Genomic DNA, 18,976 nt, shown 5'->3' on the forward strand with positions numbered 1-18,976 from the left:
CACCTACTCGGTGGCTTTTTTATGGCTGCGCTCAAGCAATAAATACTCGGTGCGTTTAATCTCGCGAATAATAGAGTTGCGGTTCATTTCCATAAAAATCCACAACTTCACCGCAATCTGCACCATGAGGCCAACAATAAACCACACCGCCCAAAAAATCTGGTCACCGACCTCGGTGGCGACATAAAAGCGATAGCCACAATAAATAAAAGCCGCCGTGGCAATCAAGGCCAACAGGGTTGAAAGCCACACCCAGCGGCGCATGGAACCCTGGTAGGTTTGCCCCAGGCGGGCAAATAAGCCCTCATCCCGACTTAAAATACCATCTAATTGCTGGCGCTCCTGCGCCAGCTCCGATTTAATTTGCTGCTCTAGATTCATGCTCGTTTCCTCTTTCATCTCGGGCCCACTGGCTTAATTTCTGTCTGGCACTGTGTAAGCGCGATTTAATTGTGCCTATAGGCGTATCGAGTACCGTGGCGATATCCGCTATGGATAACTCTTCCAAATAAAACAAATACACACTATGGCGCTCCACGTCTGGCAGTTGGGCTATCAGGGCGAGTAAGTCTAAATGCCGCTCTACCTTGGCCGTATCCCCGCCTTGTTGCGGCGGTGGCTCGGCCATCAGCAGCTCTTTTTGCCGACGTCGCCTTAGGTCGATAAAACGTCGATACACGGCGCGAAACAACCAGGCTTTAAAGGCACTGGGTTCAAGCAAAACGCGCATATCTTTGGCCACCTTGCTCCATACCTCCTGAGTGAGATCCGCCGCATCCTGCTCACATTGGCAGAGCTTAAAGGCAAATCGGTAACTGCCCTGATAATGACGCTCACACAAGGCGGAGAAGGCGCTTGAATCTCCTTTTTGCGCGGCCAGCACCAGCAAAGCAGTGATTGTTTCTGTCATAGTGAAAATCAACTCTTTATTACAAGACGTAACAGCCTTAAAAAAGGTTGGCGCACCACGTAATTAATTTGTGATAGCGCCAAAAGCATAGTGGCCAGTATGGTCCAAAACTAAAGGGAATTAATTGATTTTAAATATGGCTATGCATTGAGTCGGGTTACTGAGGTAACTGAATCTGCGCTATGGCGCCCCCTTGGGGGTTATTGACCAGTGTTAACTCGCCGCCCTGAGCCCGTATAATCTCGCGACTCAATGTCAGGCCTATGCCTGAACCATTGACCTTGGTGGAGTAAAAGGGCACAAATAAATTATCCGGGTTTCCTATGCCCGTGCCGTTATCATAAAGGCACAGCTGCCATCTCGCGTCGTTACTGATTTCTAATCTAAGACCCTCATTGCCTTGCAGAGCATTTGCCTGCTCGCCATTGCGAACCAGATTCAAAAGCGCTTGCTCCAGCTGCTCCATGTCTAAGTGCAACAGGCCGGCCTCTACATGGCATTGTATTTCAACCTGAGGAAACAGCACCTTTAGGCGTTTTTCTAACTGTGCCAAGGAGACTTCTTTGATCTGCGGTTCTGGTAACTGTGACAACCTGGAATAACTAGCCACGAAGCTGAGTAAATGCTGCGCTCGCTTTTCAATAACATCCAGCATCTGCGCTTCTAAGGCATGCCCATGTTGTTGTTGCTCACGTAGGGATTGCGTGAGCGAATAAATGGGGGTTAACGAATTTCGTACCTCATGATTGAGTACTCTCACCAGCTTTTTCCATGCCTGTTTCTCGGTGCTGCGAAGCGATTGCTCAATAGAGACAAAAACCAGCAACTGATAACTGCGGGCGCCGCGGTGCAATACATGCGTTTCTATCGTATAACGTTGCTCCTGCTGGCCGTGGCGCAAGTGCCATCGTTCTTGTTGATAATGGAGCCCCAGCTCAGACACAGGCATGCCCAGCAAGGAAAGCGCGCCATAATGCTCATTAGCCGCCTTATTAGCATGGTATACCTGTTGGTGACCATCGAGCACAACCACGGGAGAGTGCAGTTCATTAATAAGCTCAAAGACAAAGGCTTCATTTTGCGCATACTCATTGCGCTTGTTGCCAATGCGCGTCGCTATACGGCGCAGATCTTCTTTAAGGCCATGTATACGACCACCGTCGTACTGCGCAAAATGCCACATAGTGAACTCTTCGTTTGCCAGGCTATCAAGCTGCACGGCAACACTATCAAAAGCGTTAATAACACGGTGATAGAGCCACTGCATGGCCCAAAGACTGGGGCCAAGCACAACCAAGAGCAAGGTAAAGATACTGAGCGTTTCCAGGTCAAAATAATAACCGGCTACCAACAGCAGGATCGCGATGGTGAACAAGGGGACGAGCATCAGTAACACCAGACTGCGCTCAAGCGAGCGAGGGCTTGCCATTATTCGCAGCCCAACTGGTATTTTTCTAAGCGCCGATAGATTGCCGATTTACTCAGGCCAAGGAATTCGCCGGCGGCGACAACATTTCCCTCGAAATGGGCGATGGCATTACCGATCATGCGTTTTTCGGCTTCCTCTAAGCTCATCAGCGGCAGGCTTTCATTGCTTGTGGCTTGGCTTAAAACAACATCCTTTGCCGTGACCAGCTCTGCATCGCTCATGATCACGGTGCGCTCTAAGATATGGGACAGCTCGCGAATATTTCCCGGCCAGGCATAGGCTCTAAGTTTCTCTAAGGCACACTTGCTCAACACTTTATTTTGCAGCCGATAACGCTGGCAATGATGATGAATAAAGTGATTGGCCAAGGGCTCGAGTTCGTCACTGCGCTCTCTCAATGGCGGCAGATTCAATACCAGGGTGTTGAGACGATAGAGTAGGTCTTGGCGAAATTCACCGGCCTGGATAGCCGCATCTAAATCCGCATTGGTCGCCGAAATGATACGAGCATTACTGGTGAGGGTTTTTGAGCTGCCCAAGACTTCGTATTCGCCACACTCCAATACCCGCAATAGTTTGGCCTGCAAGGCTGGGGGTAAGGTACCAATTTCATCTAAAAATAAGGTGCCGTTTTGCGCTAAGGTAAAGCGCCCTGTGCGGGCTTCTTTCGCATCGGTAAACGCTCCTTTGGTGTGACCGAATAACTCGCTTTCAAATAAGTTCTCGGGAATGGCCGCCATATTCACGCTGACTAGCTCTGCGCTGCGGCGAGAACTGTGATTATGTACCATCTCTGCCAGCAGGCTTTTACCTGTGCCATTCTCCCCGGTGATCAAAACATTGGCATCGGTTGCGGCGATGCGTTTGGCGCTATTGATAAGTGCTAGACTGCGCTCAGAAAACGCCAAAAACTCAGTCTCGGTGCTGTTATCGTGTTGCGGCAGATGCTTGTTAACGGCGTTGACCAGGCGGCGGTTTTGCCAGGGTTTCTCGACAAAATCACAGGCTCCCAACTGCATCGCTTGCACCGCAAGTTCAACATTGGCATAGGCGGTGATCACCACCACGGCTATTTGCTTAGGAAGCTGACGTAACTGTTCGAGAAAACACAAGCCCTCCTTGCCCGATGTGGTGTCTTTGGTGAAATTCATATCCAGCAGAATTAAATCGATGGGCTGCTGGGTGATAAGGGCTAAAGCGGTTTTAGGAGAGTCAGCTTCCAGGCAGTGGTGGTCTTGATTTTGTAATGCGATCCGTGCACTTAAGCGCACATCGGGTTGGTCATCAATAATGAGTATACGAGCCATATACCTTGGGGTCCCTGTTGCTGTAGTCAAATCAAGGGGCTCAAGGCCCCTTTTCTTATTGTTGTTTTAGTGCCGCCATGGGCTTGTCTCGTATCAGTTGACGCATGGGCCAAATGACTGAAGTCAGGGCAAAAACAATAATCCCAGAGCTCACTAAAAGCAACCACAAGGGATTAAGGGAGAGCCATAACATCACAGACTGTTGAAACAGCAAATAGCCCCCTAACGACAGGGCAAGGGCCAGGGTAAAGGCAATAACGAGAGGCATAATGGTATCCTTGATCAATTGACGATAAAGCAAATTGCGCTTTGCTCCCAAAGCCATGCGCATACCGAGTTCATAACGACGCAACTTCAGGTTGTAACTGAGTACACCGTAAATACCTATGCCGGCCAGCACCAAGGTAAATAGTCCGAGCACAGAGCACAACACCAGCGTGACCTTATCTAAATGCGTGATTGCCGCGTGTTGTTCCTCAAGGGATTTAAAGCTCCATATCCCAGCGCGGTTGCTAACTTCTTGCATGGCTTGAAATACCGTTTCCCGGTCTAACATCCTTCCGGGCTCCATCTCTATGAGTAAGGCAAAGGCGTAAGGCCGAGCCGGCCACCAAAAGTGCCGTCCGAGATCTTCATGATAAAACTTCGGATGATTAAAGTTTTCGGTAATACCCACCACTTCCACCGGGTTTGCCGGGTCAAAGCTATAGAATTTTTCGCCAATAAGCGAACCGCCAGGCTTAAGCAAATCGTTCACCGCCTTGGTCACCAAAAACTCATTTTTTTCACCGCGAATGGCCGCTTCGCTGAAGGTCCGACCTTCAATAATCTTTAGCCCGGTAAATTCGAAATAATCCCGACCCACCCAAGCCTGAGGAATAAAGATAGAATCTTTACCCGACATATCCTTAATGGTGCTGGCGCGTTTCCCTCTATCGACCGGGCTCTCACCGTGGGTAACGGCCTTGACCCCAGGGATCTGCTGAGCGGCGGCAAGAAACAATTGTAAATCGTCATAGCGCTTCGCCAGCTCATCGCGGTTCTGCTCTATATACACCAAGGTCTGGTACAGGTTATCGACGCGGCTGCCCATGGGCCGCTGCAAGGTTTCAACGCTTTTGTGCAGCACCATGGTCGCAGCAATTACCAGGCCGGTGGCTAAAAATAGCTGAATGGCGATCATCCACTTGACCGTACGCATACTGATTTGACTGACCGCCCCCTTGCCAGAAGACTGAACCTGACTGCGTAACTGGTTAAAGTTAATTAAGCGGCTGGTGATCCAGGCAAACAACAAAGCAAACAGTGTGCACAGCACCAGCGCACTGGTGACCACGGTAAGATCGATACCCACAGTATGTACCAGGGGCATATGACCGGCACTGATCCACTTAAAGAGCTTTACACCCCAAGCGGCAATAAACAGCGCAACGGCCACCGCACTGGCCATAAGGACAAAGGTTTCAGCGAGGATACTGGTGAATAAAGCCTTGCGCTTGGCACCGAGCACCGCTTGCAAGGCGAGCGTTTTATGTTTGGCCACCGCTCGGGCAATAAAGAGGTTACTCACATTCAGAAGGGCTATCAGCACTAAAGCTATAACACCAGCCAGCAGCATAACGGCGAGGTCATCATTATCGCCAAGCTCGGCCTGACGAAAAGGCGTAACAATGGGCTTTAAGTCCTTAAGCTCATTAAATTCGGCTCTCCACTGCGCTTTGATATCTTGAATTCGTTGGTACAGCTCGGCTTCGACCGACTCCTTGGTAGCCTCGGGCTTGAGTACGCCAACGAGCTTCATACCACGAAATAAATTCCACCAGGCGCTGGGGTTTTCATCGTTGAAATAGCGCGTATCGGCACTGAATTTAAACCATAACTGGTTATCGCCCCGATTAAACATGTAAGGATCTTGGTAATCTTTTTCGACCACGCCAACAATGCGATAGTGCTTGTCGAGCTTGATCAGGGTTTGCCCGATGACACCGTCATCACCGCCATAGTAGCGCTGCCAAAAATCGTAGGAGATCAACACCTCGTCTAACGGCTCTTCGACACGTTGCTGCGCACTCATGTACTGACCCAAAGCGAGCGGCACGCGAAACAACTCATAGTAGTCATCGCTGGCGAATGTCATTGGAATACGCGGTTTGCCCGGCAAGTTGCTGATCACGTCTTCACCTGAGTTGACCAGGGCATGACGGCTAAATGAGGTTTGCGTTTTATACCAGTGCAATACCGACTGAAAGCTCTGAAACCCAGGGCTATTGTAATCAGGATAAATATTATCCTGCTCAACAATCACCAGGCGGGATTCTTGTTCAACATTAAGGGGAGCAACAAAGTAGCTGCTAAACAGGCTCATTACTACAAAAAAACATGCCAGGGTAATAGCCAAGGTAGATACCGAGGCGGCAACAAAGCCCGGGGCTTGGCGTAAGGACGCCAGTGCCATTTTTATATGCATGATCAGAGATGCCATTAGACTGCCTCCAATTCTGCACTGGCAGCCGTTGTTTGAATATTATCGGTGTTAATGATTTTGCCATCGAGCAGCTTTACCTGCTTTTTGGCATAGCCGGCATAACGCGGATCATGGGTCACCATACAAATCGTGGTGCCCTGCTCATTTAATTCTGCCAACAAGGCCATCACCGCGTCGCCATTTTTTGAATCCAGGTTACCGGTCGGCTCGTCAACCAACAAAATACTGGGGGTACCCGCCAAGGCGCGGGCGATGGCAACGCGTTGTTGTTGCCCCCCTGAGAGCTGATTTGGCTTGTGATTGGCACGATGGCTGATTTCAACCTGGCCCAAGGCGTGTTCCACCCGCTCTGCTATTTCAGCTTTACTCAAAGCGGGCTCCCGATATTGCAGTGGCAGCGCCACGTTGGCAAACACGCTCAGCTCGTCAATCAAGTTAAATGACTGAAAAATAAACCCAATGTGTAGGTTTCTTAATTCTGCCTGGGTATCCATATCCAGGCTTTGTGTGTCCACGCCTTCAATCTGGTAGCTACCGCCACTGATATCGTCTAGTAACCCCATCAAGCTTAATAAAGTCGATTTACCACAGCCTGAGGGGCCGCTAATGGCAATGTAATCGCCTTTATAAATTTTGAGGTTAATGTCACTGAGTGCATGTGTTTGCACGTCGTCGCTGGTGTACACCTTAGACACCTGTTGTAATTCAATAATAGGCTTGGCTTGCATAATGACGTCCTGTTAATTAGAAAGTGTGGTTAGTTCTTGTAAGTGCATGTATTCGCCCATGTCCGAAATCACAACCTGGGTACCAGCGGGTATAGCGCTGCGCAACTCAATGCTGTCACCAGCGAGTTTACCAAACTCTAGTTCAGCTTTAACCAGTTGATTTTCAGACGGGTTTACAATGAAAAGTGGTCGCGTTTGGCCAGCTTCAACAAAACTGGGACGACGCAAATAAAGGGCATCTTCTAGCGTGTCGGTGATGATTTCACCTTCAATGGTCAACGCCGGACGCGCATTGCTGGGCAGCTCTCCGATAAGTTCGAGTTCAATAGCCACACGGCCATCGCGCACTAGGGGATCGATACGGCGCACCTGCGCCTCTACGGTGCCGGAAAAGGTATCGATTACCGCTAGCTGCCCGAGGATAATCTGACTCGCTTCGCGCTCGTTGACGAGCAAGTCGGCTAACAGCTCATGTTCACTGCCAACCACGGCTAAAGGCGCCCCCACCTGCACTGACTGCCCTTGCTCAACACTCAACTCTTGCAGCATGCCATCGATACCGGCGCGCACCTGAAGCTTGTCGACATCGGCTTGCGCACTGGCATACGCGAGCACAAACTCCTCCACCAGCTCGCGCTCCACATCTAATCTCTTCTGATGCAGAGCCTGCATTTGCTGCATTTGCACCTCGGCCAAATTCACCCGTTCACTAAGCTGCTTTACCGCCAACTGCGAGCGCTTGTGATCCAGCGCCGAAACAATGCCCTCGGCAATCAACTGACTTTCGGCCTCAGCACGCAATTGAGCACCCGCCAGCTCGCTTTTTAGCAAGGTAAAATTCCCCTGGGCACTGAGCTGCTCGCTTTGTTGTGATAATTTGAGCGCTTCAAAACTGGCTTTTTGCCGAGCCAGAGCCAGTCGCGTGCGATTAAGTTGCTGCTCTAAAGCAGGATTGCTGAGTCGCAAAATAACCGTATCCGTTTCTACCCGCGCACCAGGGCGAAGAAGCACTTCGTCTACCTGCGCTTGATAGTTGGCCGTAAGAAATCGCGTGTACTTAGAGCGCAGCGACCCATATCCTGAAACACGCGCATCAAGAGCGCCTTGCTGGACGGTCGCCAGAGTGAGCTGTGTAAGATCGATACTTGATTGCTGCCAAGGGGCACTGAGGGCAACAAAACAAATAATTGCTGCTGCGATGCTCGCAGCCCACAAAACCGGGCGACCGGTGCGTTTATTCTTTTTCTCCAGGCTTTGCTTGATATCCATCCGACTTAAGCTGCTCTACTATCAAAAATAAGTACGCAGACATAGCGAAAGTCGTGCCAAAAATTAAGACACTGATAATTAATAGTTTTTTATTTTTCTATTAAATGACTTTCCCACTTTTGGGAGAGCTAAAAGATAAAAATGGGAATGACTTGTGAGTATGCGTAAGCGAAGGGAAGCTGGGGCTTAATAGCATCGGCTCAACAGAATCTGATGAGCCGATGTATAACAAAAATAACCGGGCTCTTTAGGGCCACTTGACCTCGGAAGCAAGGACGCGCTCGGGGGCAATATAGTGAATAATATCACCACCTTGGATGGCGTAATCAAGCGGTGGATTAAGATCCATATCCAGGGCGCTGCGGTTATGGGCAATGCCTAAGATGGTAGCGTCGTACTGGCGCTTAAAGAGCTCAAAAATATCGCCATAGGTGAAGCGGCTGACTTCTTTAGGGATCACCATGGAGAAATGAGTGTCGCCGTGCAGGCTCGACATAATTTCCTGCTGCACTCGGCTGGCACCCGGATCTTCCATGGAGCGCACCAGCACCTCGGCGGTGCGGTTAGAGCTGCATTCAACGTTGGCGCAGTGTTCACTGAGCATTTGTGCCTTACTTTCATCATCGAAGTAGGCGCAGATATGGGCGTTTTCCTTCACCAACTTGCTGATCTTCAGTGCCGTGGTAAAGCTTTGGTTATCGTCTGCCCCTTCTACGATGATGCGATCGGCGGTACTGATACCGACACGATTAAGCTGCTCTTCATCGGTATAGCTGCTCAGTTTTACAAAGCTGACATGAGGCTCGGAAAAGAAAGGGTGCTCAATGTCGTCGGTCACCGCCAGCACTATCTCTCTGCGAACCCGTTTGTCATCGGCAAGAATGTAGCGCACCATTTTGCGGGTGCGCACTGGGTGCCAACCAAAGATAATAATGTGATTGGCAAAATGCGTTACGTCTTTTTCACCTGTCATAGCACGCCTTATTATATGTGTAATGGTTTGCCCGGCCTTACCCAGCAACATGCCAAATAACGCCAAACCGAAAGGAATTTGAACCAGGGCCACCAGCAGACGGCCCAGATCGGAGGTGGGACTTAAATCGCCATACCCCACGGTTGAAGTGGTGACCACGTAATAGTAAAAAAACGTGTTCGGCGCCAGCAAGGCTTGTTCACCGGCGGCGGCCAGTAGCAACCAGGTTAACCCCATGTGCACTAAAATTGCGATCACCACCGCCTGCCAACTGAGTTGGTCGATATGATTGCGAATGGTGAGCAAGATGCGCTTAATCAATATCGGCATAATTCGCCTTATCCCTAACTATTTGGGCGCCGTAGGCGCCCAATTTTTATAATTATTTCAGCATTCTAACTCTTCTTGGTCGCTAATGCCTCAGCAATATATTGGTCGATTTGCTGTTCTAGTACATTAAGTGGAATAGAACCATGACGCAAGACCTGATAGTGGAACTCACGCACATCAAAATCATGACCCAGGGCTTTTTCCGCCTTGGCGCGCAAACGCTTAATGGTGAGCTCGCCGATTTTGTACGACAGTGCCTGAGCCGGCCAGGAGATATAACGATCCGTTTCTGTTTTCACATTATGCAGTGATAACGCTGTGTTTTCGCTCATAAAATCAAGCGCCTGCTGGCGTGACCAACCGAACATATGCATACCGGTATCCACCACTAAACGGGCCGCACGCCACATTTCATAGGTGAGACGACCAAAATCGCTGTAGGGGTCTTGATAGAAGCCTGCTTCAATGCCCAGGTATTCACTGTACAACCCCCAGCCTTCGCCAAAGGCCGACAAATACGCATTGCGACGGTAGCTTGGCAGGTAATCCAACTCGGCATTAAGGGAGATCTGCAGGTGATGACCCGGTACCGCTTCGTGCAGGGTCAGCGCTTCCAACACATACAAGGGACGCTTATCCAGGGCATAGGTGTTGACCCAGTAGAAGCCTGCTTCGTCGTCGCGACTGGCGCCGGAATAACGACCCGTGGTGTATTTAGGGGCAATGTTAGCGGGAACCGGCGCAACGCCATAAGGCTTACGCGGCAACTCCTTAAAGAGTTTGGGCAACTGAGCGTCCATCTTTTTGGCAATAAAAGACGCTTCCTTCAGCAGTTCTTCCGGGGTGGTGGCGTAGAACTGTGGATCGGTTCGCAAAAACTCAACAAAGTCGGCAAAGCTGCCTTCAAAGCCAAGCTCATCAATGATCGCCTGCATCTCGCCGCGAATACGCTTCACTTCCTGCAAACCCAGCTCATGGATTTCTTTTGGTGTCATCTGCGTAGTGGTGTAATGCTTGGCACGGTTGGCATAAAAGGCCTCGCCATTAGGCACGTTAGAGATGCCTATGGTATCGCGGGCGCCGGGGCGGTAGGTGTTAACGAAAAAGTCGTAATACCCCTGATACGCCGGTAGCACTTGGGTACCGATCACTTCCTTGGCCTGACTTTGTAGCTGGGCAAACTCTTCGTCACTGATACCTGCGGTATTGCGCTTAAACGGCGCGTAAAACTCGGACTCGGTGACATCATCCACCAAAAAGGCGCTGATGGACTCTTCATACCCGGCAAGCACGGCCTTAGGCTGAGTTAAGCCGGTTTCCAGACCCTTGTTCATCCAATAGATATTCTGTTCAAAGAAGCGCGGTACCTGACTTAAACGCTTAAGGTAGGTTTCAAAGCCTGCTTTTGAGGTGTAATCGCCACGGGCAACCATAAACGACAGCGAGGAGTGAAAACCATATTCCGAGGTCAGCGGCATATAGTGGGTATTGAAGCGATACTCATCCAGCTTGTTTTGCACCTGGGCGCGGATGATCTGTAAATTGATCTTGTTTTCATCACTGAGCGCTTCAGCATCGATGGCATCCAGCTGAGCCAGTAATGCTTGGCGCTGCTCGTATTGCGCCTTGAGGTACTCGGGGCTCAGGTTCGCAAGCAGGTAGCCATCGACTGCTTGCTTGTATGGGTTCACGCTTTCGCGGTACTTGACGATTTGCTCGGCGACCTGGGTGAAGGTTTCATCGGCGCTAAGCGCCGAGGTCTTGCTTGGGGCTGCACAGGCGCTGACGCCCAATGCCAGCACGGTGGCCAAGGCCAGGGTTTTCAATTTTATGGTTGGCTGCATATTTCTATTCTCGTTATTGCAAGGCACTCTAGTGCCCTACTCTAGCCCAGCGGCTATTTGTGTCAAAGTCGATGCGACCAAATCCCCCTTCTTTTATTCACCCCACTGCGATTGCACGGCTATTAGGTCACACTGGCGAAAATCATGGCGGGCGTAAAAATGGCTTAATCCTTGAGCTGTTACGGGCCCTCAAGTACACTATGGCCAACGTCCCCTCTAGGCTTGAATTACCATGAAAGAAGCTGAGCAAAAAACCACGCATTTTGGTTATAAAACGGTCGCGGCAAATGAAAAAGCGGCCCATGTTGCCGATGTGTTCCACTCGGTCGCAGCGAAGTACGATTTAATGAATGATTTGCTCTCTTTTGGCATTCATCGTCTATGGAAACGCGTGACCATCGCCAGCTCCGGCGCCCGCAAGGGCCAGACTATTCTCGATTTAGCCGGCGGTACCGGCGACCTGACCGCTAAATTCAGCCAGCTGGTTGGCGATACCGGCCGAGTGATCTTGGGTGATATCAACGACTCCATGCTCAAGGTAGGTCGTGACAAGCTGCGTGACCGTGGCCTGGTCAGCAACATCGAATACGTGCAAATGAACGCCGAAGAGCTGCCGTTCCCGGATAACAGCATAGACGTGATCACCATCGCCTTTGGTCTGCGTAACGTCACCGACCAAAGCAAAGCCCTGGCATCCATGTACCGCGTGCTTAAGCCAGGCGGTCGTCTGCTGGTGTTGGAGTTCTCCAAGCCTGAGCATGAAGTACTGACCAAGCTGTATGATCTCTATTCCTTCAATATCCTGCCCAAGGTAGGCCAAGTCGTGCTAAACGACAGCGAGTCTTACAAATACCTTGCCGAGTCTATTCGCATGCACCCGGATCAAGAAACCCTGGAAGGCATGATGAAAGAAGTCGGCTTTGAGCAGACCAGCTATCAGAATATGAGTGGCGGTATCGTTGCCCTGCATCGCGGCTTTAAGTTTTAAGGAGCGACCATGCTCGGGCATTTTGCTATCGCCGCCATAGAAACACTCGCCAACAGGCTACTCTCCCTCGACCCACAGGTGCAGGCCCGTCTTGCCAAGGTCCAGGGCCAAAGCCTGGTGGTACATGTGCGCGACTGGCAGCAATTTATCAGCGTCGTCTACGCCAGTGAAGGCCTGATGCTGCAAGTGCATGACACTCAACCTGAGCACAGCGACAGCTTTATCAGTGCCGATACCGACACCCTGATGAAGCTCAAAGACCCGTCGCGCCTGACCCAGCTGATCCGCCAGCATAAACTCGATATCGACGGCGATATTCATCTTGCCCAGGCCTTTAGTCAGGCCTTTAGCGAGCTGGACATAGACTGGCCGGAGCATTGGTCGCAATATATCGGCGATGCCCCGGCCCAGCTGCTGTGGCAAGCTGTCAGCAAGGGCAAGGCCCAGGCTTTAGAGGCCCAAGGCAAGCTTGACCATATCCTGCTGACGCTGTTACAAGACGAACTCAAAGTGAGCATTCACCCGCTGGAACTGACGCAGTTCACCCGTCAAAATCGCCAACTAAAAAGCGATGTCCAACAGCTGGAACAACGCCTAGATAAACTATTGGCGCACATGCCAATGCAGCAAACAAGAGGTTAATTGTGGCCGTAGCGCGACTGTATTTCATCACCAAAACCTTATTGCAATACGGCATTGATGAGCTACTGCCTCGGCATAAACTGCCCTGGTTTGCCAAACTGGCCAGAAGCAGCGCCTTTTGGTTGCGCAACCGCCATCGCGACAAACCCGCAGGCATGCGCCTACGCCTGGCCCTGCAAACCCTAGGGCCGGTGTGGATTAAATTTGGACAAATGCTGTCTACCCGCCGCGACCTCTTGCCTCCTGAGATAGCCAACGAACTGGCGCTGCTGCAAGACCAGGTGCCGCCGTTTAGCGGCGACCTGGCGCAGAAAATTATCGAACAGGCGTTAGAAATCGACGATATTAGCGTCATATTCAGCGAATTCGACACCACCCCTTTGGCCTCGGCTTCCATTGCCCAGGTGCACACCGCCAAGCTAGCCGATGGCAGCGGCGAGCACCAGGAAGTGGTGGTGAAGGTCATTCGCCCCGATATCAAAAAGCAGATCGATGCCGACCTCACCCTGATGCAACAATGCGCCAAGGTGGTTGCCAAATTACTGCGCGAGGGCCGTCGTTTACGCCCCGTTGAGGTGGTCAAAGAGTATAAGAAAACCCTGCTCGATGAGCTGGATTTAATGCGTGAGGGCGCCAATGCCATTGTGCTCAGACGCAACTTTGAAGGTTCTGAATCCCTCTACATTCCCTATGTGTACAGCGATTACAGCCGCAGCAATGTGCTGGTGATGGAGCGCATTTACGGTATTCCTGTCTCCGACACCGATGCCCTGCTTAAGCAAGGTACCAATATGAAGTTGCTGGCCGAGCGTGGCGTTGAGGTGTTCTTTACCCAGGTGTTCCGCGACAGCTTCTTCCATGCCGATATGCACCCGGGAAATATTTTTGTCTCTCACGAGAACCCACACAACCCGCAATACATAGGCATAGACTGCGGCATTGTCGGCACCTTGAACAAGGACGATAAACGCTATCTGGCTGAGAACTTTATCGCCTTTTTTAACCGTGATTACCGCAAGGTGGCAGAACTGCATGTGGACTCGGGCTGGGTGCCTGCCGATACCAGCATAGAAGAATTCGAGTTTGCCATTCGCACCGTGTGCGAGCCGATTTTTAATAAGCCGCTGGCCGAAATCTCCTTCGGCCATGTGCTCGTTAACCTGTTCAATACGGCACGACGTTTTAACATGGAAGTGCAGCCGCAACTGGTGTTGCTGCAAAAAACCCTGTTGTATGTTGAAGGCCTGGGTCGCCAGCTCTACCCGCAGCTGGACCTGTGGCAAACGGCGAAACCTTTCTTGGAAGATTGGGTCAAACAACAAGTAGGGCCTTGGGCCGTGGCCAAGCAAATGTATGCTAATTTGCCGTTTTGGGCGGAAAAAATGCCCGAAATCCCAGATTTGCTCTATCACGCGCTAAAGCGTCAACATCTGCAAGCGCCACCGCCGGCCAATAACCTCAAGCCCTTGCTGCTCACCGTAATAGGTTGCAGTGGCTTGATTGTGAGTAGTATTTTAGTCATCAACCACTGGTATACTGCCGCCGCGTTCGGCGCCACCTTGGGAGCAGGCCTTTGTTGGCTGGGCTGGCGAAAGGGATAGGAGCTGGTTAGCTGTGCAAAGCAGCTCAGCTCGCCAGACCCCTCGCTTAACGATTTATACTATTAGCTCGACGTAGTACAAGGTATACTCGTCGAACAATTATCCGCATATCTGGAGTACATATATGGGCATCGGTAACGTCGGCTGGGTACAGCTACTGATTGTTTTAGCAATTATCGTATTGTTATTCGGCACTAAAAAACTACGTAACATTGGCAGCGATTTAGGCAGCGCCGTGAAGGGCTTCAAGAAAGCCGTAAAAGACGAAGATAAAAACGAAACGACCACGCAAGAAAAGATCAGCGAGCAAGACAAGGCGACTAATTCGGCCGCCGATAAAACTGCCGCGCAAGATAAAGACAAGGTATAAACGCCGATGGGCATGTGGGAATTGTTGGTCGTGGCCATCGTTGGCCTGATCGTATTGGGCCCCGAGCGTTTGCCGGTGGCCATCCGTACCGTCAGCACCTGGGTGCGCAAAATTAAGACCATGGCTAACCATATTTCCGCCGAAGTCAGTGAAGAGCTGCGCGTTCATGAGCTCCACCAAAACCTCAAAAAGGCCGAGCAGCAAAACATGAGCGATATTTCGCCTGAGCTGCAAGAGTCGGTCGCGCAACTGCAACGCGCCGCGCAATCGGTTACCCGCAGCTATGAGCAAAGCAGCGACAGCACGCCAAGTACCGAAAGCAAAGAGCCGCAAGGCATCACCGCCGAGCCAACCACAGACGTTAGCAACGACCAGCACAGCACGAAGAAAAACCATGACTGAACCTGCGCAAACCGGCTTTATTTCGCACTTACTTGAACTGCGTAACACCTTGCTGCGCTCCATTGTCGCGGTACTGGTGATCTTTGTGGGTCTGGCCTATTTCGCCAACGACATCTACACCTTTGTCGCCGATCCCCTGGTGGCCAACTTGCCGGAAAACAGCCAGATGATCGCCACCGACGTCACCGCCCCGCTGTTTACGCCCTTTAAACTGACCATGTTTGTCGCGCTCTTTGGCGCCATTCCCTTTATTTTGCATCAAATCTGGTCCTTTATAGCGCCCGGCCTATACGCCCATGAAAAGCGCATGCTGATCCCCGTGCTGCTGTCGAGCATAGTGCTGTTTTATGGCGGTATCGCCTTTTGTTATTTTGTTGTGCTGCCGATTATTCTCAGCTTTTTCACCGGTATTGGCCCCGAGGTCATGACCTTAACGCCGGATATCAGCAGTTACCTAGGCTTTGTGCTCAAGCTGTTTTTGGCCTTTGGCATCGCCTTTGAAATCCCCGTCGCCATCATGTTGCTATGCTGGAGCGGCGTTACTTCAACCGCCAGTCTCAAAGAAAAGCGCCCTTATATCGTCGTTGGCGCCTTTGTGGTGGCGATGTTTCTAACTCCACCGGATGTGCTATCACAAACCTTGCTCGCCCTGCCCATGCTGTTATTATTTGAGCTTGGCCTTATTTTGGCTGCATTTTATAGCGCGAAACCATCATCGGAAGAATCACAGGAAGAAAAGCAATGAAAAAATACCTCGTGCCCGCCTCGCTAGCATTACTAGCTACTCTAAGCACAACGGCCCAGGCCGATAATGGTGTGAATATCCAGGCGTTAAAAGCCTGTAGCTATATCGAAAACGATTTCCGCCGCCTTTTGTGTTACGACAACATTATGGCCGGCAAACCCATCGACAGTATGCCTGCCAACGCGCCTGCCGAAGTGCCCGCGCAATCACAGAAAGGAAAAGGCAAGGGACCTAGCGCCAATGCTGCAGGTGCGGCTGCAGGTGCGACTGCAGGTGCTGGTGCGGCGGCAAGTGCTGCCAGCAACAAAGGCAACAACAGCAAACGCGAGTTTGGCCTAGAGCATAAGCAAAAAGACGATAACGACGGTAACCCAGATGAACTTGTGGCCAAGGTTAGCCAGGTAAAAGAAGCCCCTTATGGCGAGCTGATCATTACCCTGGATAACGGCCAGCGCTGGCGCCAGATAGGCACCGATTCATTCCGTATCAGTAAAAACGATACCGTAGTGATCAGTCGCGCCATGTTCAATTCCTTCTTGTTGAAAAAACAAGGCAGCAACAAAAGCATCCGTGTAAAACGCACCGACTAAGCTCATGATCGACGCCGGCGTTAACCTTAGTAGTAGTCAATTTCGCCATGATCTTGATACCGTGGTTACCCGCGCCCGCGAGGCCGGCGTCCAATCCATGATGGTGATCGGCTGTGATGAAGCGGATAGCCAGCAAGCGCTGGAACTGGCGCAGCAATTTGACCTCTATAGCTGCGCCGGCATTCATCCCCATAATGCCAAGGATGCCACGGACGATTTCGCTGCCAATCTCACCGCTATGGCACAGGCCAAAGAAGTCATCGCCATCGGTGAATGCGGCCTCGACTATAATCGTGACTTTTCTCCCCGTCCGCAGCAAAGAGACGTTTTTGCCCGTCAGTTAGCACTTGCTAACGAATTAGATATGCCGGTGTATTTACACGAACGCGACGCCCATGATGATATGCTTGCCATGCTGCGTGAGTATCAGCCTCGCGGAGTATTGCACTGCTTTACCGGCAACCGCCAGCAGGCGCAAAACTATTTAGACCTGGGCCTGTATCTGGGCATTACCGGCTGGGTGTGCGACGAGCGCCGCGGTAGCGACCTCAACGATGCCCTAAATGTGCTGCCCATGAACAGGCTGCTAATCGAAACCGACGCGCCCTACTTACTGCCGCGCACCATTCGGCCCAAACCCAAGTCTCGCCGCTGCGAGCCGGCGCACTTATCCTATGTGGTGGCGCATCTAAGCCAGCACTACCAGGTATCCCCAGTGCAATTAAGCGCCACCAGCGTCGCTAACTTCCATTCCCTGTTTGCCCTTGAGCGCTAAGGGAAAATCGCGCTATCGATAACTATGCGCGACATCAATAAATTATCTCATTGCCAGAGCATCGCCTTGGATTAGCTGGTAAAATGCTCGCATATATCCCGTGGCACTCGCCTTGGGGCTGACACATATTGTACAGGAGAGCACCATGCCTCAATCAGGACTCGATTTATTTCCTTACACACGTATGCGCCGTTTGCGCAAAAACGATTTTTCACGCCGTTTGACTCAAGAGCATGAGCTTAGCGTCAATGATTTGATCTACCCCGTTTTTGTGTTGGAAGGAAAAAACCGTCGTGAAGCGGTGGAGTCGATGCCGGGTGTGGAGCGCCTGTCTATCGATTTGCTGGTTGAAGAAGCCAAAGAGCTGGCTACCCTGGGCATTCCTGCTATTGCCCTGTTTCCGGTCACCCCAGGTGATAAAAAATCACTGCATGCGGAAGAAGCCTATAACCCGGAAGGCCTGGCCCAGCGCACCGTGCGCGCCCTAAAAGAAGCGGTACCCGAGCTTGGGGTGATCACCGATGTGGCCCTTGACCCCTTCACCGTGCATGGTCAGGACGGCATCATTGATGACAACGGCTATGTGATCAACGACGTTACCACGGAAATCCTGGTAAAGCAGGCGCTATCGCACGCCGAAGCCGGTGCCGACGTGGTTGCGCCATCGGATATGATGGACGGTCGCATCGCCGCCATTCGCGAAGCCCTGGAAGAGCATGGCTTTATTCACACGCAAATCATGGCCTACTCGGCCAAGTATGCCTCAAGCTACTATGGTCCGTTCCGCGATGCGGTAGGTTCGGCGGGCAACCTCAAAGGTGCCGATAAGAAAACCTATCAAATGAATCCGGCCAATTCGGACGAGGCGCTGCGCGAAGTGGCCTTGGATCTGCAAGAAGGCGCCGACATGGTGATGGTGAAGCCGGGCATGCCGTATCTGGATATCGTGCGCCGAGTAAAAGACGAATTTGCCGTGCCCACCTTTGCCTACCAGGTGAGCGGTGAATACGCCATGCATATGGCCGCCATCAACAACGGCTGGTTGAGCGAACGCGACACCGTCATGGAATCACTCTTGGCCTTTAAACGTGCCGGTGCCGACGGTATTCTGACCTACTTCGCGAAAAAAGCCGCTATCTGGCTCAATGAAAAGTAACCTTTTCCCGGACGATAACGCCACGTTATCGTCCTTTTATTAGGGTCTGTTTATCTTTGCAGTTTACTTTATGTTCAATCTAAACGCATTCTGATGAATATAATCACTGATTTATGTGGTTAAATTCATCCATGAAGCTTGGTTACATCGCGCATCCATGCGCTCACCTCGCTAAGCTGCGAAGCATTGCTTCGGTCTTGCTCGCCTATTTACATAGCGAGCAACACAGAGCAGGGTGCGTTTAGATGAACCCGCAGGGCAGCGCTTGTAGCGCATTTCTACTGTGTTGTTACATGTTCATGTAGAATAACTACACCACACATGTGCCGCCTTGTATAAATTCGCTACAAACTGCAGCAGAAACAAACAACAAAGGTCAACAGACCCTAAAATCATCACAATCACGTTAATTTCCTGACACTATTGTGTAAT

The 18,976-nt window shown here is 51.2% G+C and carries 18 protein-coding genes; 9 read left to right on the top strand and 9 right to left on the bottom strand.

The window, feature by feature from the left end:
* Nucleotides 1–3 precede the first annotated feature (3 nt).
* From C2M29_RS08990 to C2M29_RS09030, 9 genes are all read right to left on the bottom strand, one after another.
* Nucleotides 4–381 carry a DUF6768 family protein gene (locus C2M29_RS08990; RefSeq protein WP_105189467.1) on the bottom strand — a complete coding sequence of 126 codons (378 nt, stop codon included), beginning with the start codon at nt 379–381 and terminating at the stop codon, nt 4–6.
* Nucleotides 359–910 carry an RNA polymerase sigma factor gene (locus C2M29_RS08995; RefSeq protein WP_105189468.1) on the bottom strand — a complete coding sequence of 184 codons (552 nt, stop codon included), beginning with the start codon at nt 908–910 and terminating at the stop codon, nt 359–361. Before C2M29_RS08995 ends, C2M29_RS08990 begins: the two co-directional genes overlap by 23 nt.
* Before the next feature lie 157 nt (nt 911–1,067).
* The gene (locus tag C2M29_RS09000) at nt 1,068–2,339 is read right to left on the bottom strand and encodes a sensor histidine kinase (RefSeq protein ID WP_105189469.1); all 1,272 of its coding nucleotides are present in this window, start codon (nt 2,337–2,339) and stop codon (nt 1,068–1,070) included.
* Nucleotides 2,339–3,646 carry a sigma-54-dependent transcriptional regulator gene (locus tag C2M29_RS09005; RefSeq protein ID WP_105189470.1) on the bottom strand — a complete coding sequence of 436 codons (1,308 nt, stop codon included), beginning with the start codon at nt 3,644–3,646 and terminating at the stop codon, nt 2,339–2,341. Before C2M29_RS09005 ends, C2M29_RS09000 begins: the two co-directional genes overlap by 1 nt.
* Nucleotides 3,647–3,701: 55 nt before the next feature.
* Nucleotides 3,702–6,128: an ABC transporter permease gene (locus C2M29_RS09010; protein ID WP_105189471.1), complete on the bottom strand. Its 2,427-nt coding sequence runs from the start codon at nt 6,126–6,128 to the stop codon at nt 3,702–3,704.
* A complete protein-coding gene (locus C2M29_RS09015) occupies nt 6,128–6,859 on the bottom strand; it encodes an ABC transporter ATP-binding protein (RefSeq protein WP_105189472.1) in 732 nt (243 codons plus the stop codon). The genes C2M29_RS09010 and C2M29_RS09015 overlap by 1 nt, the downstream gene beginning before the upstream one ends.
* A gap of 12 nt (nt 6,860–6,871) precedes the next feature.
* The gene (locus C2M29_RS09020; RefSeq protein ID WP_105189473.1) at nt 6,872–8,128 is read right to left on the bottom strand and encodes an HlyD family secretion protein; all 1,257 of its coding nucleotides are present in this window, start codon (nt 8,126–8,128) and stop codon (nt 6,872–6,874) included.
* Nucleotides 8,129–8,375: 247 nt separating this feature from the next.
* On the bottom strand, nt 8,376–9,431 hold the full coding sequence (locus C2M29_RS09025; RefSeq protein ID WP_105189474.1) for a potassium channel family protein: 1,056 nt from the start codon (nt 9,429–9,431) through the stop codon (nt 8,376–8,378).
* A gap of 65 nt (nt 9,432–9,496) precedes the next feature.
* Nucleotides 9,497–11,275: a DUF885 domain-containing protein gene (locus C2M29_RS09030; RefSeq protein WP_105189475.1), complete on the bottom strand. Its 1,779-nt coding sequence runs from the start codon at nt 11,273–11,275 to the stop codon at nt 9,497–9,499.
* A gap of 232 nt (nt 11,276–11,507) precedes the next feature.
* Here C2M29_RS09030 and ubiE point away from each other — a divergent pair, with 232 nt between their 5' ends.
* From ubiE to hemB, 9 genes are all read left to right on the top strand, one after another.
* Nucleotides 11,508–12,263, top strand: coding sequence for a bifunctional demethylmenaquinone methyltransferase/2-methoxy-6-polyprenyl-1,4-benzoquinol methylase UbiE (gene ubiE, locus C2M29_RS09035; RefSeq protein WP_105189476.1), 756 nt, complete (start codon nt 11,508–11,510; stop codon nt 12,261–12,263).
* Nucleotides 12,264–12,272: 9 nt separating this feature from the next.
* Nucleotides 12,273–12,905 (top strand): ubiquinone biosynthesis accessory factor UbiJ, encoded by a 633-nt coding sequence (locus C2M29_RS09040; RefSeq protein ID WP_105189477.1) that lies wholly within the window; start codon nt 12,273–12,275, stop codon nt 12,903–12,905.
* Nucleotides 12,906–12,907: 2 nt separating this feature from the next.
* Nucleotides 12,908–14,506 carry a ubiquinone biosynthesis regulatory protein kinase UbiB gene (ubiB, locus tag C2M29_RS09045; RefSeq protein WP_105189478.1) on the top strand — a complete coding sequence of 533 codons (1,599 nt, stop codon included), beginning with the start codon at nt 12,908–12,910 and terminating at the stop codon, nt 14,504–14,506.
* A 124-nt stretch (nt 14,507–14,630) separates the two neighbouring features.
* A complete protein-coding gene (gene tatA / locus C2M29_RS09050) occupies nt 14,631–14,876 on the top strand; it encodes a Sec-independent protein translocase subunit TatA (protein ID WP_105189479.1) in 246 nt (81 codons plus the stop codon).
* A 6-nt stretch (nt 14,877–14,882) separates the two neighbouring features.
* Nucleotides 14,883–15,278, top strand: a complete 396-nt coding sequence (tatB, locus tag C2M29_RS09055) for a Sec-independent protein translocase protein TatB (protein WP_105189480.1) — start codon at nt 14,883–14,885, stop codon at nt 15,276–15,278.
* A complete protein-coding gene (gene tatC / locus C2M29_RS09060) occupies nt 15,271–16,023 on the top strand; it encodes a twin-arginine translocase subunit TatC (protein ID WP_105189481.1) in 753 nt (250 codons plus the stop codon). Before tatB ends, tatC begins: the two co-directional genes overlap by 8 nt.
* Nucleotides 16,020–16,613: a hypothetical protein gene (locus C2M29_RS09065; protein WP_105189482.1), complete on the top strand. Its 594-nt coding sequence runs from the start codon at nt 16,020–16,022 to the stop codon at nt 16,611–16,613. Before tatC ends, C2M29_RS09065 begins: the two co-directional genes overlap by 4 nt.
* Before the next feature lie 4 nt (nt 16,614–16,617).
* Nucleotides 16,618–17,388 (top strand): TatD family hydrolase, encoded by a 771-nt coding sequence (locus C2M29_RS09070; protein ID WP_105189483.1) that lies wholly within the window; start codon nt 16,618–16,620, stop codon nt 17,386–17,388.
* Between the two features lie 145 nt (nt 17,389–17,533).
* Entirely contained in the window at nt 17,534–18,544 is a 1,011-nt protein-coding gene (gene hemB / locus C2M29_RS09075) for a porphobilinogen synthase (protein ID WP_105189484.1), read from the top strand.
* Nucleotides 18,545–18,976: the final 432 nt, after the last annotated feature.

The sequence above is a fragment of the Pseudoalteromonas sp. T1lg48 genome, from assembly GCF_002964785.1.
Classification (GTDB): Bacteria; Pseudomonadota; Gammaproteobacteria; order Enterobacterales; family Alteromonadaceae; genus Pseudoalteromonas.